Source organism: Pseudomonas sp. WOUb67, assembly GCF_050058005.1.
Taxonomy (GTDB): Bacteria; Pseudomonadota; Gammaproteobacteria; order Pseudomonadales; family Pseudomonadaceae; genus Aquipseudomonas; species Aquipseudomonas putida_R.
The window spans coordinates 6,447,300-6,461,751 of record NZ_CP170112.1 but is presented as its reverse complement, the minus strand read 5'-3'; the positions used below and the strand labels follow the sequence as shown (position 1 = coordinate 6,461,751).

General features: G+C 62.6%; 12 protein-coding genes. 6 read left to right on the top strand and 6 right to left on the bottom strand.

Annotation, left to right across the window (positions count from 1 at the left end; genetic code table 11):
• Positions 1–22 precede the first annotated feature (22 nt).
• Positions 23–979 carry a FecR domain-containing protein gene (locus ABOC32_RS28580; RefSeq protein WP_426809726.1) on the bottom strand — a complete coding sequence of 319 codons (957 nt, stop codon included), beginning with the start codon at positions 977–979 and terminating at the stop codon, positions 23–25.
• Entirely contained in the window at positions 976–1,482 is a 507-nt protein-coding gene (locus ABOC32_RS28575; RefSeq protein WP_426809725.1) for a sigma-70 family RNA polymerase sigma factor, read from the bottom strand. The genes ABOC32_RS28580 and ABOC32_RS28575 overlap by 4 nt, the downstream gene beginning before the upstream one ends.
• 228 nt (positions 1,483–1,710) lie before the next feature.
• Here ABOC32_RS28575 and ABOC32_RS28570 point away from each other — a divergent pair, with 228 nt between their 5' ends.
• The 4 genes from ABOC32_RS28570 to ABOC32_RS28555 all read left to right on the top strand — a co-directional run bounded on the left by ABOC32_RS28570 (position 1,711) and on the right by ABOC32_RS28555 (position 7,057).
• Positions 1,711–2,640: a malate dehydrogenase gene (locus ABOC32_RS28570; protein ID WP_426809724.1), complete on the top strand. Its 930-nt coding sequence runs from the start codon at positions 1,711–1,713 to the stop codon at positions 2,638–2,640.
• Between the two features lie 394 nt (positions 2,641–3,034).
• Positions 3,035–3,571 carry a sigma-70 family RNA polymerase sigma factor gene (locus ABOC32_RS28565; RefSeq protein WP_426809723.1) on the top strand — a complete coding sequence of 179 codons (537 nt, stop codon included), beginning with the start codon at positions 3,035–3,037 and terminating at the stop codon, positions 3,569–3,571.
• Positions 3,568–4,533 carry a FecR domain-containing protein gene (locus tag ABOC32_RS28560; RefSeq protein WP_426809722.1) on the top strand — a complete coding sequence of 322 codons (966 nt, stop codon included), beginning with the start codon at positions 3,568–3,570 and terminating at the stop codon, positions 4,531–4,533. Before ABOC32_RS28565 ends, ABOC32_RS28560 begins: the two co-directional genes overlap by 4 nt.
• 91 nt (positions 4,534–4,624) lie before the next feature.
• Positions 4,625–7,057 (top strand): TonB-dependent siderophore receptor, encoded by a 2,433-nt coding sequence (locus ABOC32_RS28555; protein ID WP_426809721.1) that lies wholly within the window; start codon positions 4,625–4,627, stop codon positions 7,055–7,057.
• Positions 7,058–7,113: 56 nt separating this feature from the next.
• Here ABOC32_RS28555 and ABOC32_RS28550 read toward each other — a convergent pair whose 3' ends face one another.
• Positions 7,114–7,935 carry an amino acid ABC transporter permease gene (locus ABOC32_RS28550; protein WP_426809720.1) on the bottom strand — a complete coding sequence of 274 codons (822 nt, stop codon included), beginning with the start codon at positions 7,933–7,935 and terminating at the stop codon, positions 7,114–7,116.
• Complete coding sequence (locus ABOC32_RS28545; protein ID WP_426809719.1) at positions 7,932–8,753, bottom strand: ABC transporter substrate-binding protein; 822 nt, start codon at positions 8,751–8,753, stop codon at positions 7,932–7,934. The genes ABOC32_RS28550 and ABOC32_RS28545 overlap by 4 nt, the downstream gene beginning before the upstream one ends.
• Before the next feature lie 118 nt (positions 8,754–8,871).
• Between ABOC32_RS28545 and ABOC32_RS28540 the strand changes: the two genes are divergently transcribed.
• Both ABOC32_RS28540 and ABOC32_RS28535 read left to right on the top strand, forming a co-directional pair.
• Positions 8,872–9,756, top strand: a complete 885-nt coding sequence (locus tag ABOC32_RS28540; protein ID WP_426811670.1) for a homocysteine S-methyltransferase family protein — start codon at positions 8,872–8,874, stop codon at positions 9,754–9,756.
• Positions 9,757–9,920: 164 nt separating this feature from the next.
• Positions 9,921–11,894 (top strand): BCCT family transporter, encoded by a 1,974-nt coding sequence (locus ABOC32_RS28535; RefSeq protein WP_426809718.1) that lies wholly within the window; start codon positions 9,921–9,923, stop codon positions 11,892–11,894.
• A 5-nt stretch (positions 11,895–11,899) separates the two neighbouring features.
• On the opposite strand, the gene ABOC32_RS28530 is transcribed toward ABOC32_RS28535, so the two are convergent.
• Positions 11,900–12,856, bottom strand: coding sequence for an arsenic resistance protein (locus tag ABOC32_RS28530; RefSeq protein WP_426809717.1), 957 nt, complete (start codon positions 12,854–12,856; stop codon positions 11,900–11,902).
• A gap of 226 nt (positions 12,857–13,082) precedes the next feature.
• Positions 13,083–14,336, bottom strand: coding sequence for a serine hydroxymethyltransferase (gene glyA / locus ABOC32_RS28525; RefSeq protein ID WP_234229725.1), 1,254 nt, complete (start codon positions 14,334–14,336; stop codon positions 13,083–13,085).
• Between the last annotated feature and the right edge of the window lie 116 nt (positions 14,337–14,452).

The following is a 14,452-nucleotide window of genomic DNA, read 5'->3' as shown; positions in this document are numbered from 1 at the left end:
CGGCCGGTGCCTGCGACGCCTGTTACGCGGGGCTGATCGTGGTCCAGAAGCGTGTCAGCCTGTGCACTTTTACCGGCAGCGACTGCTCAAGTGCCGTCAGTACGCGGTCGGTGTCCGCCAGGGGGAAAACGCCCGTCAGTGGCAGGGCGGCGACGGCGGGGTCGCAGCGCAGCCTGCCGGGGCGATGGCGGGACAGTTCTGCGATGAACTGCCCCAGTGGCATGCGCTCGGCGATCAGCCGGCCATCGTGCCAGGCGATGGCGTTGAGGTTGGCTGGCGCGATGTCGCCGAACCGGGTTGCGGAAAACCAGCAGCCTTGTCCGGCTTGCAGCCGTTTGGCACGTGCCTGACGCGGGCGCAGTTCCAGTTCGCCCTCGAACAGGTCGACCTGAATGTCATTGTCACGTTGGTACACGCAAAAGCGCGTGCCCAGCGCCTGAATTTCCCCGGCAGCGGTGTCCACGATCAAGGGGCGTTGCGCCGGGTCATGGCCGCTGTCGAGCAGTAACTCCCCGGTGAGCAGGCGAATGCGCCGCTCGCTGGCGCTGAACAGGACATCCACCGCGCTACCGCTGTTCAGGCTAAGCCGGCTGCCATCGGCCAGCGTGCGCTGCAGGCGTTCGCCAGTGCCGCTGCGCAGGTCGGCCATGGCCTCGCGCCAGGGGAGCTGTGATTGCATCAGATAGCTGCCCCCGCCCGCCAACAGCAGCGCGCCCAGCAGCTTCAGCGTCTGACGGCGGCGTGCATCGGGCTGCTCGCGCAGCACGGCAAGCGCGGTCTCCGCTGGCACACCGCTCAGGGTGCTTTGCAGATGCTCCAGGCGTTGCCACGCCCGATCATGTTCCGGGTTTTCAGCGCGCCATTGCGCGAAGCGACGCTGTTGATCTTGGTCCAGTTCACCACTCCAGCGCAGCATCAGCCAATGGCTGGCCTGCTCGACAATGGCTGCGGCGATGGGCGCTTCGCTGGCGTTTTTCATTCGGCGTACAGCACCTGATAGCAGGCGGTGATGGCCCGCAGCATGTACTTTTGCACCGAGCTGACACTGACTTCGAGGCGTTCAGCGATCTGGGGGTAGGTCAGCCCTTCGAACTGCGACAGCAAAAACGCCTTGCGCACCTTCGCTGGCATGCTGTCGAGCATGGCGTCGATCTGCATCAGGGTTTCGATCACGATGGCGCGGGTTTCCAGCGACGGGCTTTCCGGCTCGGGCAGGGCGGCGAGGCTTTCCAGGTAAGCCTGTTTGATCCGTTGTCGGCGCCATTGGTCGATGACCAGGTTGCGGGCGATCTGGGCCAGGAACCGGCGCCCATCGTTCTGCTCCGGCAGGCGCCGTGTTACCAGCAGGCGCAGGAACGTGTCCTGGGCAATGTCCGCCGCCCGTTCACGATCACCCAGGCGCAGACGCAGCCAGCCTTGCAGCCAGCCGTGGTGGTCGCGATAAAGGCTATCGAGGGGTTGCAAAGGCGCGTCGGTGGGCACTTTCCTCTTCCCATGAATTAGGTGCAGATAGGAATCAGTTGCAATTGTAGAGTGGACAAGGTGCTTTTGGAAGCAGCCGAGGAGGAATGGGCTAAACGTCGCCGTCGCCGCCAGGCGGGGCGTTCCTTGCCAGGCATCACCTTCGGGTGGCCTTTTCGCCTCACCGGGCAATACTTCTCTGTATATGCAGGCGTGTTCCTGGTGGCGCGCGCCGCTGGGAGGTGTCAGGTGAACAAACTTTCAATCGTGGGCGCCGGCTTGGTCGGCGAGGCGGCGGCGCAGATCATCGCCCGGGACGAGTTGTGCCGTGAGCTGGTGCTGATGGATGTGCAGGGTGAGCTGGCGCAGGGCAAGGCGCTGGACGTGTGGCAGGCCGCCGTGGAATCAGGCTCCGATACCCGGGTGTACGGCGGGGCCAAAGCCGACATGCTGGAGGGCTCCGAGCTGGTGGTGATTACCGCAGGCGTGCCGCGCAAGCCCGGCCAGTCGCGCCAGGATGTACTGAGCATCAACCTGCCCATTCTCGACAGCATCATGGCCGACATCAAACAGCATGCGCCGGCAGCGACGGTGCTGGTGGTGTCCAACCCGGTCGACGTGCTCACCTACCGCGCCTGGAGCGTCAGCGGCCTTGGCCGCGACAAGGTGTTCGGGCAGGCGGGGGTGCTGGATACCGCGCGCATGAAGTGTTTCATCGCCGAACAAACCGGGTTTTCTGCCCGGGATATCACCGCGCTGGTGCTGGGCGGGCATGGCGACAGCATGGTGCCGCTGATGCGCTATTGCCAGATCGGCTCGGTGCCGCTGTCGCACTTCCTGTCCAGTGAACAGATCGAGCAGATCGTCGAGCGCACGCGCAAGGGTGGCGGCGAGATTCTGGGCTTGAAGAAGCTGGGCAGCGCCTGCGATGCGCCGGGCGTGGCCATCGCGCAGATGGTGGATGCCATCGCCAATGGGCGAAACCGCATCTTGCCGGCGGTGGCGATTCTGGAGGGTGAATACGGGCGCACGGACATTGCCATGGGCGTGCCCTGTGTACTGGCAGAGGCAGGCCTTACGCGGGTGATCGAGTTGCCGCTGGATGCGCAGGAGCAGACGATGTTCGACCATTCTGCAGATCAGGTGACGCGGGATATTGCCGAGATGAAGGCGTTGTAAGTGAGGGGCGCGGTTTCAGCGCGTTCGCCACAACGTTTTTAGCGCCTGTGCGATCGAGCGCCGCCCGCGCGGCGCATCGCGAGCTACGCTCGCTCCTACGTTTGTTTCGGGCCAGTAACGCCCGTGGCAGGCGCGCGCGACCGCCTTGTTCGTACGACACGATATCCCGCCATGCGCCAAGGCGTACGCGCGCAAATCCCCCAGGAAAAATTGGCCAGAAACAAACGTAGGAGCGAGCGTAGCTCGCGATGCGCCGCGCGGGCGGCGCTCGATTCATGCCCCCCTGAAAAACTCAAGGGAAACCCCAGAACAGTTGGCCTCGCCCCCAATTGCTCATATCCATTCATCCAAGCTACCATTGCTAATAATTCCTATTAGCATAATGGCGTCTCCCATGAATGCCCCGTCCAGCCCCCCAGCCCCTGGTTTCGAACTGGAGCAACTCTACCGTTCCCACCACGGCTGGATCCGCCAGTGGCTGCAGCGCAAGCTGGGCAATGCCCACGATGCGGCGGAGTTGGCGCAGGATGTGTTCGTGCGGCTGCTGACCAAACCACGTGCCTTCAATGACCACGAGCACGCCCGTGCGTACCTGGGGCGCATGTCGCGCAATGCGTGTGTGGACTTCTGGCGGCGGCGGCGGGTGGAGCAGGCTTATCTGGAAGTGCTGGCAGCCCAGCCCGAGCAACTGGCGCCTTCGCTGGAGCACCAGGCAGTCATCCTTGAAACCCTTGGGCAACTGCAGGCCATGTTCGAGCGCATGCCCAAGCGGGTGGCCGAGGCGTTTTCCATGGCGCAGTTGCAGGGCATGAAGCAGCGCGAAATCGCCGAGCAGTTGGGCGTGAGCGAGCGCACCGTGAACAGTTACCTGGCGCAGGCCATGTACCAATGCCTGCTGCTGGAAGCCGAACTGGATGACTCGCTGGCATGAGCCGGGTGCCACTCGACCATGCCGTGCTGCAGGCGGCTGCGGGATGGTTCGCGCGGTTGCACGCGGCGCAGCATGACGCCGCAACCCAAGAGCAATGGCATGCCTGGCTAAGCGAGGATGCGCGCCATCGCCTGGCCTGGTCCTACGTAGAAAACATCAACCAGCGCTTCGGCAACCTCGACGGCCAGGCAGAGCAGGCGCGGCAGGTATTCGACAGCGTTCGCCGTGGCCAGCAGTCGCGCCGGGCCGTGCTTGGCAGCCTGTGTGTGGCAGGTACTGCGGGGCTGTTGGGGTGGGGCGGCTGGCAGCGCGGTTGGGTGGACTCACCGCGTGCCTGGTTCGCCACTTACCGCACCGGCCTGGGTGAGGTGCGGCCGCTCACGCTGGCCGATGGCAGCCAGCTGTGGCTGAACAGTGGGACGGCGCTGGATGTGCAGTTCGATGAAGGCGTACGGCAATTGCGCCTCTACCGCGGCGAAATCCTGATTGAAACCGGCAGCGACCCTCGGCCCTTTGCCGTCGTCACGCAGGCAGGGCGCATGCAGCCGCTTGGCACACGGTTCAGCGTTCGGGATCAGGGGCTGGCAACTACCTTGAACGTGTTTGAAGGCGCGGTGCAGGTAACCTGTTCCGGCAGTGGTGTGCAAACCACCCTGGGCGCCGGGCAAAGGGTGGTGTTCGACGCACAGCAGGCTGGCGCGTCGACGGTTGCACAAGCCCTGCGCCAGGACTGGAGCCGCGGTGTGCTGGTGGCCGAAGACATGCCATTGGGCCAGGTAATCGACGTTCTGCGCGACTACCGCCATGGCCATCTGGGCATGGACCCTGCGCTGGGCAACTTGCGTGCAGTGGGTACCTTCCCGTTGCTGGAAACGGACCGCACCTTGGCCATGCTCGAGCGTGCGTTGCCCATTCAGGTGGTGCGCACCTTGCCTTGGTGGGTTTCCATCGAGGCCCGCTGAAAAATTTTCAAAATTCTTTTTCTGGTTTTGCGACGCTCATGCGCTTGGTGGGATGACGCTACTTCATCCTGCTGACGGAAGGACCCCTTTCATGCTGCTTCGCGACACTGCTTTCTCACGCCATCATCCCCTGGCGCTGGCCATTCTCCTTGCCCTTGGCAGTCATGTAGCTTGCGCCCAGGCCGACAGCAGTGCGGCGGCCCAGGGCGTGGTGTTCGACATCCCGGCCGGGCCGCTGGCACGGCAACTGAACCTGCTGGCCAGCCAGGCCGGGCTGCTGATCGGCGGTGATGCCACGCTCACCGCCAACAAGCAGAGCCAGGGGGTGCACGCCACCAGTGTGGAGCAGGCGCTGGCGCAGATGCTGGCTGGCAGCGGTGTGGAGGCGGTGCGCACGGGCGAGCGGGAATTTCAGCTGGTGCGTCAGGCCGAGGGCGCAGCCGGGGCCGTGACCCTGGGCAGCACCACCATCTCCGGTCAGGGCCTGGGCGACTTGACGGAGGGCACTGGGGCCTACGCTACCGGGCGTTCGTCCACCGCCACCAAGCTGGCGATGAGCCTGCGCGAAACGCCGCAGTCGGTCACTGTGGTCACCCGCCAGCGGATGGATGACCAGAACATGAAAAACCTCGACGACGTCATGCGTAACGCCACCGGCATCACCATCATCAAGAACGGCAGCGAGCGCTCGTTGTACCAGGCCCGTGGGCAGACGGTCGAAAACCTGCAGATTGACGGTGTGCCGACCAACATCGGCAACCCCTACTCGATGGACACCATTTCCAAGCCCAACACCGACATCTACGACCGCGTCGAAGTGGTGCGGGGCGCCACCGGCCTGATGGAAGGCGCGGGTAACCCGTCGGCTTCCATCAACCTCGTCCGCAAGCGGCCCACGGCCGAACGCCAGGCGTTGATCGAAACCTCGGTCGGCTCATGGGACGACTACAAGACCATGGTCGACCTGTCTGCACCGCTGAACGAAGCCGGCACCCTGCGAGGCCGCTCGGTCATCACGTACAACAACGCCAACAGCTACCTGGACACTGCCCAGAAAGAAAACCAGCTGTTCTACGGCATCATCGAGGCCGACCTGGATGAGTCGACCCTGGCCACCTTCGGGTTTAGCTACCAGAAAGACCGCAACTCCGGCTATGACTGGTCGGGCCTGCCCAGCCAGGAGAGCGGCGCGTTCTACCCGGTTTCGCGCTCTACCTCGCTGACCGGCGACTGGAACCATCTGGACAAGCGCAATACCACCGTGTTCGCCGATATCCAGCACACCTTTGCCAACGGCTGGAAGGGCGTGGTGGCCGTGAACCAGATGTGGGCCAAGTCGGACTTTCTGGGTAACTACACCTACCCGGGGGGTGGCACCGACCTGTTCACCCTCAACCCGCGCCACTTTCACTTCGATGATACGCAGACCAGCATCGACGGCTATTTCACCGGCCCGTTCCAGCTGCTGGGCCGCCAGCATGAGCTGATCGTGGGTGGCAACTGGAACAAGGACGACTTCGACTATCACGGCGGGCGCGATGCCACCTACCGCTACATCATCGACATGAACAACCTGGCAGCGTACGACCCACCCAGCCCGACCGCCCTCAACGTCAACCAGTGGCAATACAACCGCACCCAGGAACAGAAGGGCGTGTATGTGGCCAGCCGGTTCAGCCTCACCGACAGCACCACGTTCATCCTTGGCAGCCGCCTGAGCTGGTACAGCCACGATTCGCTGGACGATACCAATGGCGTGCGTGAACCCTCAGACCACAAGCACTTCTCCAAAAGCGGCGAAGTCACCCCTTATGCGGGCCTGGTGCAGGACCTTAACGAGAACTGGTCGGCCTACGCCAGCTACACCGAAATCTTCAAGCCGCAGAGCGCGCAGGACCCGGATGGCACCACGCTCCTGCCGATGACGGGCAGCAACTACGAGATCGGCTTGAAGGGTGAGTTCCTGGACAAACGCCTGCAAACCGCCATCGCGCTGTTCCAGGCCGACCAGACCGGCCGTGCCGAGCGGGTGACCTGTGCGCAGACCTGGGCTTGCTACCGCGCATCCGACAAGGTGCGCAACAGAGGTATCGAGCTGGAATTGACCGGTGAGGTGCTGCCGAACTGGAATGTTTCGGCGGGGTACACCTATACCCAGTCCAAGTACATCGCTGGCGAGCAGAAAGGCGACGACTTCAACGGCGCCACGCCACGTCACCTGTTCAAGGTTGCGACCGACTATCGCCTGCCAGGTGCGCTCAACCAGTTGCGTGTAGGTGGCAGCTTCTATGCGCAAAGCACGATGACCCAGACCGAGGTTGGCAAGGACTACAAGATCCAGCAGGACGCCTACCACCTCACCAACCTGCATGCGATCTACGAGATCAACAAGCACCTGGAAGTGCAGTACAACCTGGATAACGTGTTCGACAAGAAGTACTACCAGACCCTGGGCAACCCCAACTACTGGAACTTCTATGGCGAGCCGCGCAATTTCAACCTGGCGTTGCGGGCCAGGTTCTAAGTGGCAGGGTAAAGTGCAGGGGCGGCCTTGCAGCCCCTGCACGACAGAGGCTGCCCCTACCGCTGATAAGCCTTGCCGAAATGCCGCTCCAGCCGCGCCTGCACCAGCTCCAGCATGATCGACAGCACCCAGTAGATCACCGCCGCTGTGGTCAGCATCTCCAGGTAGCGATAGCTCGAACGCCCGTAGGATTGCGCCAGGAACATGACCTCCCAGACGCCCATCACGGAAATCAGCGAGGAGTCCTTGAGCATCGAGATGAACTGGTTGGCCGTTGGCGGAATGATTACCCGCATGGCCTGGGGCAGGATGATGTGGCAGAAGGTCTGCCGCGTGCGCATGCCCAGGGCCAGGGCTGCTTCACGTTGCCCGCGAGCGACCCCCAGGATACCGGCACGGAAGATCTCGCTCAGGTAGGCGCCATAGTTCAGCGACAACGCGATGATGCCGGCACTGATGGCGCCGGGTACCAGGCCCAGTTGCGGGAGACCCAGGTAAATCAGCAAGATCTGGATCAGCAGCGGTGTGCCGCGGAAGAACGAGGTGTAGAAGCTGGCAATACCCACCAGCACGGCGCTGTTCGACAACCGCGCCAGCGCGGCGGCAAAGCCCAGCAGCACCGAGACAACCATCGAGCACAGGCACAGGAACAGGGTCAGCGCCGCACCTTGCAGAAAACCGTTGGGCCCCAGCTTTAAGCCGGCGAGGTTCGGAAACTTTTCCAGAATGATCGAGAACTTCAGGTCGAAGCTCAGGAAAAACGCGATGAACAGGCCGAACAGCGCCAGCCAGGTCAGCAGTAACCGGGTACGAAAGCTGAACAGGCCTGCGCCCGTGGGCTTGACCACGGGCTTGGGGGAGGGAGGGAAGCTGCTCATTTGCTGATATCGGCGCCAATCCATTTTTGCGACAGCTTGGCCAGGGTGCCATCAGCCTTAAGCTCGGCAAACACCTGGCGCACCTTGGCGTCCCACTCGGGGTCGCCTTTTTCGATGGCCACCGAGTTCGGTTCCTCATACAGCGGGGCGCCGGCCAGCTTGAAGCGCTGGTCCTGGTTCAGGCGCGGTTGCGCGGTCACCAGGTTGGTGAGGATGGCATCCAGGCGCACGCCAGCACCCAGGCCCAGGTCCTGGAAGGCGACATTGTCGGTGTCGTAGGGCGCAGCCTGTACGAAGTCGAAGGGGTATTCGATCTTCTTGTCCTCGGCGCCTTCGATGACCAGGTTCTTGTTCAGGTAGCTCTCGTAGCTCGATGCGCTGGTCAGGCCCACCTTGCGGCCCTCCAGGTCCTTGGCGCCATGGATGCGCTCATCCTTGGCATTGACTACGATCACCGCCGGTGAGGCGTAGTACTCCACCGGGAAGTCGAACACTTCGGCGCGGGCCTTGCTCGGGGTCATCGAGCAGATGCAGATGTCGTAGCGGCCGCTCCAGCGGCCAGCGGCAATCACGTCCCAGGACGGGGTTTCCAGACGCAGCTTGACGCCGAGCTTGTCTGCCACGGCCTTGGCCACGTCCACGTCAAAACCGTCCAGCTGGTTCTGGTCGTTGAGGAAGGAAAACGGCGGGTAGCTTTCCATCAGCACGTTGACCAGTTCCTTGCGCGATTCAACCCGCTCCAGCGTGGTGCCAGCAAAGGCCTGGGAAGCAGTGGCGAGCAGCACGAGGCCCGCACCGAGCACGGTAGAAAATCGCATGTACATACCTGATATGTTGGGCAAAGGAGTGATAGGGTATTAAATAGTTATAAATACCAATGAACTAATGAATTTTAGTCATAAGAACCTTCAGAGAAGTTATATGAAAGAACGAGCGATGGTCATTCTCGACGGCGGCATGGGCCGTGAACTGCAGCGCAGCGGGGCGCCGTTCCGGCAGCCGGAGTGGTCGGCGCTGGCGCTGAGCGAAGCGCCGGAGGCGGTGGTTGGCGTGCACGCAGCCTTCATCGCCGCCGGTGCACAAGTCATCACCAGCAACAGTTATGCGGTGGTGCCGTTCCACATCGGCGAGGAGCGCTTTGCCAAGGAAGGGCAGCAACTGGCCAACATCGCCGGCCAACTGGCGCGGCATGCGGCCGATAACGCTGCGCACCCGGTGAAGGTGGCAGGCTCCTTGCCACCGCTTTTCGGCTCTTACCGCCCGGACCTGTTCCAGCCTGAGCGCGTGGCCGAGGTATTGCTGCCACTGCTGCAAGGCCTGGCCCCTCATGTGGACTTGTGGCTGGCAGAAACCCAAAGCTCGATTGCCGAAGTGCGGGCCATCCATCAGCACCTGCCTGAAGACGGCCGGCCGTTCTGGGTGTCGTTCACCTTGCAGGATGAAGAGGTGGACGCTGTGCCCCGGCTGCGCTCCGGCGAGCCGGTAGCCGATGCCATCGAGGCCGTGGTCGGCCTGGGTGCTGCGGCGGTGCTGTTCAACTGCAGCCAGCCAGAAGTGATTGGCGCTGCAATCGATGTCGCCCGCGAGGTCACCCGGCAGCACAACGCCGACATCGCAATCGGTGCCTATGCCAATGCCTTCCCGCCGCAGCCGAAGGAAGCCACCGCCAACGATGGCCTGGATGAGCTTCGCGAAGACCTTGACCCGCCGGGTTACCTGGCCTGGGCCACCGACTGGCGCGAGCGCGGCGCCAGTCTGGTAGGTGGCTGCTGTGGCATCGGCCCGGAGCACATTGCCGAGCTCAAACGTAACCTGGGCTGATCTTCCAGCGCGGGTCTGGCGGGAAAGCGCAGCGGTTATTTTTGGGAAATGCCTGAACTGACGGTAAGGTTTGGGCATCTCTCATTCACCACGCGGCGAGGGTGGTCGAGTCTTGACCACTCCTTCGTGATGCGCAGCGCTGAACACCAGGAGTAATACTGCCTATGAATGCAGAGCAACAACGCAGGAGCACCATCAACCCGCCCGTTTTCTTTACCAGTGCCATTCTGGTGCTGCTGTTGGTGCTGTACGCCACTGTCTTCCAGGAGCACGCCCAGCGTGTGTTCGAAGACGTGCAGCAATGGATCATCACCAACGCCAGCTGGTTCTACATCCTTACCGTGGCGTTGGTCCTGATCAGCGTGGTGTTCCTGGCGGTCAGCCGTTACGGCGATATAAAGCTGGGCCCGGACCACAGCGAGCCGGACTACCCCAACAAGAGCTGGTTCGCCATGCTGTTCTCCGCAGGCATGGGTATCGGCCTGATGTTCTTCGGCGTCGCCGAGCCTGTGATGCATTTCATCAGCCCCCCGGTCGGTGAGCCAAATACCATCGCGGCAGCACGTGAAGCCATGAACATCACGTTCTTCCACTGGGGCCTGCATGCCTGGGCCATCTACGCCATCGTCGCGCTGATCCTGGCTTACTTCAGTTTCCGCAACGGGCTGCCGTTGACGCTGCGGTCGGCGCTGTATCCCTTGATTGGCGAGCGCATCTACGGCCCGATCGGGCATGCTGTGGATATCTTTGCCATTCTGGGTACGGTGTTTGGCGTGGCCACTTCGCTTGGCTACGGCGTGCTGCAGATCAACAGCGGCCTGCACCAGCTGTTCGGTTTACCCGTCAGCACCACTGTGCAAGTTGTTCTCATCGCCGTCACCTGCGCCCTTGCCACGCTGTCGGTGGCCAGCGGGCTGGATAAAGGCATTCGCATTCTCTCCGAGCTCAACCTTGGCCTGGCAGTGATCTTGATGCTGTTCGTGCTGGTCGTTGGCCCGACTGTGTTCCTGCTGCAGGCCTATGTTCAGAACACTGGCGCTTACCTGTCCGATATCGTCAACAAGACATTCAACCTGTTCGCCTACGAACCCACCGACTGGATCGGAGGCTGGACCCTGCTGTACTGGGGCTGGTGGCTGTCCTGGTCGCCTTTCGTAGGGCTGTTTATCGCGCGTATTTCCCGTGGCCGCACCATTCGCGAATTCGTCTGCGGCGTGTTGTTCGTACCGGCAGGTTTTACCCTGCTGTGGATGACTGTGTTCGGCGACACCGCCATTCACATGATCCTGCACGGGGGTGTGAAGGAGCTGGCGGCGGTGGTCGATCAGGACAGTTCGCTTGCGCTATTCGCGTTTCTCGAACACTTCCCGTGGTCGACAACGGTATCGGGGCTGGCGGTGCTGATGGTGGTGGTGTTCTTCGTCACCTCCGCGGACTCCGGGGCGCTGGTGGTAGACATGCTTGCCTCGTCGGGCAAAGGCCACTCGCCGCTGTGGCAGCGGGTGTTCTGGTCGGTGACCATGGGCGCAGTTGCCATTGCCTTGCTGCTGGCCAACGGCCTGAAAGCGCTGCAGGCAGCCACCATCGCCAGTGCCTTGCCATTCGCGGTGATCCTGCTGGTGGCGATCTGGGGCCTGTTCAAGGCCCTGGGCCTGGATGCCACCCGTCGCGGCCTGCGCACCCAGTCGCTGCCTGGCCAGCGCCAGCACCGACAGAATCACGGTGGCTGGCAACGGCGCCTGCGCAACATTGCCATGATGCCGCGCAGGGCCCACGTTACCCGCTTTATCAATGATGTGGTCAAGCCTGCCTGCGACGAAGTGGCCCAGGAGCTGCGCAAGCAAGGCTACGAGGTTACGGTAGATGAACGCGACGATGGCCGGGTCACGCTCGAGCTTTCCCACGCGGGCGAGGGCCGCTTCAAATATGAAGTGCGACCGCGTGCGTACAATACCCCGAGCTTCGTCATTCGCGAATCTGACGATAACAGCGATGCACGCAAGTATTTCCGCGCCGAGGTGTATCTGCGTGAGGGGGGGCAGGACTACGACGTGATGGGCTGGAGCCGCGAAGATGTGATTGGCGACATCCTGGACCAGTACGAGCGACACCTGCACTACCTGCACGTGGTCAGTTGAGCCCCTTACGTGCGGGCCAGGCGAGGTATGGCCCGCACGTAAACCAGCTCGCACACCAGCTCCACCAGCGTCTGGGTGATCACCGCAGCTGCCGCCAGGGTGCGCAGATGCTCTGGCAACGCCAGCGCCAGCGGCAGCACCACCAGTGAATTGCGGGTCGATGCGCTGAACATCACCGAACGTGCTTCGGTGGCCGGCAGGCGCAGCAGCCGCGCCGAAATGAACCCGAGCGCTGGCGCCAGCAGCGCGAAGCCGAGATACACCGGAATCACCGGCAACAAGCGGTCGATATCACGCAGCACCACGGCAATCTGCGAAGCGATCACAACCACCAGTACCAAGGCCATCGCCGGCACGGGCAACCACGCCAAGGCGTCATTCCAGGCCGCGACTGTGCGCGAGCGGCGGGCACCCAGGCTCGTGAGCACGGCCAGCAGCATGGGCAGCACGATCAGCAGCACGAAGGCTTCCACGAACGGGGTGATGGAGATGGCCACGTTGTGGCTGTCCCCCAGCATCAGGGCCAGGTAGATCGGCAGCAGTGCCAATTGCACCAGCAATAGCACGGGGGTGGCGGCCAGGGTCAGGCGTGAGTCGCCTTTGCCGATGTGGGTGAACACCACCACGTAATCGATGCAGGGCGTAAGCAGCACCAGCAAGGCACCGACGAGAATCGCCGGGTGCTCGACCAATCCGCGTGTGATGGCCCAGACCAACAGCGGCACAAGAATGAAGTTGGCGAGCAGCAGGGCGCCCATGAAGCGGCGATTGCCCAGGCCTTGGCGCAGGTCGAGGAAAGGGATTTGCAGAAACATCGCGTACATCAGTACGGCGATGGCCGGGGTGACCACGGCTTCCAGATACCGCGCGCTGTCAGTGGCCACCAAGCCGAAGGCGACGGCTGCGAGCACGGCAGCGAAGTAGATCGGGATCTGGTGGGTCTCGAGTTGTTCTCTGGTCAAGGTGTGGCCTGTGGTTGGTAATGGGGAATCAGCTTGGACTGAGCCCAAGTACTGAAGGCAAGCATATTACCCGCGAACACCGGCGTAGCCGGTGCCATTCACCTCGTTGCCTTCTTCGCGGGTAAACCCGCTCCCACAGGGACCGCGACAGGTCAGCGAACCGGGTTCATGAAAAACCAAAAAGCCCGGCACTGGGCCGGGCTTTTTCACTTCAGGCTGGCGCCAATCAGTTGCCGTAAACCGGCAGCTGCTTGCAGATGGCCTTGACCTTCTCACGTACGGCGTCGATCACCGCTTCGTTGTTCAGGTCAGCCAGGATGTCGCAGATCCAGCCAGCCAGCTCTTTGCACTCGGCTTCCTTGAAACCACGGGTGGTAACGGCTGGGGTGCCGAAACGCAGGCCCGAGGTGACGAACGGCGAACGTGGGTCGTTCGGTACCGAGTTCTTGTTGACGGTGATGAAGGCTTTGCCCAGGGCGGCGTCAGCGTCCTTACCGGAGATTTCCTGCTTGATCAGCGACAGCAGGAACAGGTGGTTCTGGGTGCCACCGGACACCACATCGAAGCCACGCTCGATGAATACGCTGGCCATGGCCTGGGCGTTTTTCACGACCTGCTGCTGGTAAGTCTTGAACTCAGGCTGCAGGGCTTCCTTGAAGCAGATGGCCTTGGCGGCGATCACGTGCTCCAGCGGGCCGCCTTGGGCGCCCGGGAACACAGCCGAGTTCAGCTTCTTCTCGATGTCGGCGTTGGCACGGGCCAGGATCAGGCCGCCACGTGGACCGCGCAGGGTCTTGTGGGTGGTGGTGGTGACCACGTCGGCGAACGGAACAGGGTTCGGGTACACGCCAGCGGCAACCAGGCCGGCAACGTGGGCCATGTCGACGAACAGGTAGGCACCGACCTTGTCGGCGATGGCGCGGAAGCGGGCGAAGTCCAGAACCTGCGAGTAGGCCGAGAAGCCGGCAACGATCATCTTCGGCTTGTGCTCGACAGCCAGGCGCTCGACTTCGTCGTAGTCGATCAGGCCGTTGCCGTCGATGCCGTACTGGATGGCGTTGTACAGCTTGCCCGAGGAGCTGACGGAAGCACCGTGGGTCAGGTGGCCACCGTGGGCCAGGCTCATGCCCAGGATGGTGTCACCGGCCGACAGCAGGGCCAGGTAGACAGCGGCGTTGGCCTGGGAACCAGCGTGCGGCTGGACGTTGGCGTAATCGGCGCCGAACAGTTCCTTGGCACGGTCGATGGCCAGTTGCTCGACGATGTCGACGTACTCGCAACCACCGTAGTAACGCTTGCCCGGGTAGCCTTCGGCGTACTTGTTGGTCAGGACCGAGCCCTGAGCTTCCATGACTGCCGGGCTGGTGTAGTTTTCCGAAGCGATCAGCTCGATATGCTCTTCCTGGCGCAGGGCTTCTTGCTGCATGGCTTCGAAGAGCTCGGCGTCGTACTTGGCAATGGTCAAATCACGGCTGAACATGGCGGTCCTCAAGGATCGGGGTAGTTTGGGTGGGCATTCTAACCGATTGATTCGCGGCTGGCATATGAAGTGGCATCAAGTCGCGGACCAATGGGGCTCATGTTGCATCCCGCGCC

Excerpts from the sequence above, each read along its gene's own strand:
- ABOC32_RS28580 (WP_426809726.1), bottom strand. The coding sequence starts at position 979 with ATGAAAAACGCCAGCGAAGCGCCCATCGCCGCAGCCATTGTCGAGCAG.
- ABOC32_RS28565 (WP_426809723.1), top strand. The coding sequence starts at position 3,035 with ATGAATGCCCCGTCCAGCCCCCCAGCCCCTGGTTTCGAACTGGAGCAA.
- ABOC32_RS28560 (WP_426809722.1), top strand. The coding sequence starts at position 3,568 with ATGAGCCGGGTGCCACTCGACCATGCCGTGCTGCAGGCGGCTGCGGGA.
- ABOC32_RS28555 (WP_426809721.1), top strand. The coding sequence starts at position 4,625 with ATGCTGCTTCGCGACACTGCTTTCTCACGCCATCATCCCCTGGCGCTG.
- ABOC32_RS28550 (WP_426809720.1), bottom strand. The coding sequence starts at position 7,935 with ATGAGCAGCTTCCCTCCCTCCCCCAAGCCCGTGGTCAAGCCCACGGGC.
- ABOC32_RS28545 (WP_426809719.1), bottom strand. The coding sequence starts at position 8,753 with ATGCGATTTTCTACCGTGCTCGGTGCGGGCCTCGTGCTGCTCGCCACT.
- ABOC32_RS28540 (WP_426811670.1), top strand. The coding sequence starts at position 8,872 with ATGGTCATTCTCGACGGCGGCATGGGCCGTGAACTGCAGCGCAGCGGG.
- ABOC32_RS28535 (WP_426809718.1), top strand. The coding sequence starts at position 9,921 with ATGAATGCAGAGCAACAACGCAGGAGCACCATCAACCCGCCCGTTTTC.
- glyA (WP_234229725.1), bottom strand. The coding sequence starts at position 14,336 with ATGTTCAGCCGTGATTTGACCATTGCCAAGTACGACGCCGAGCTCTTC.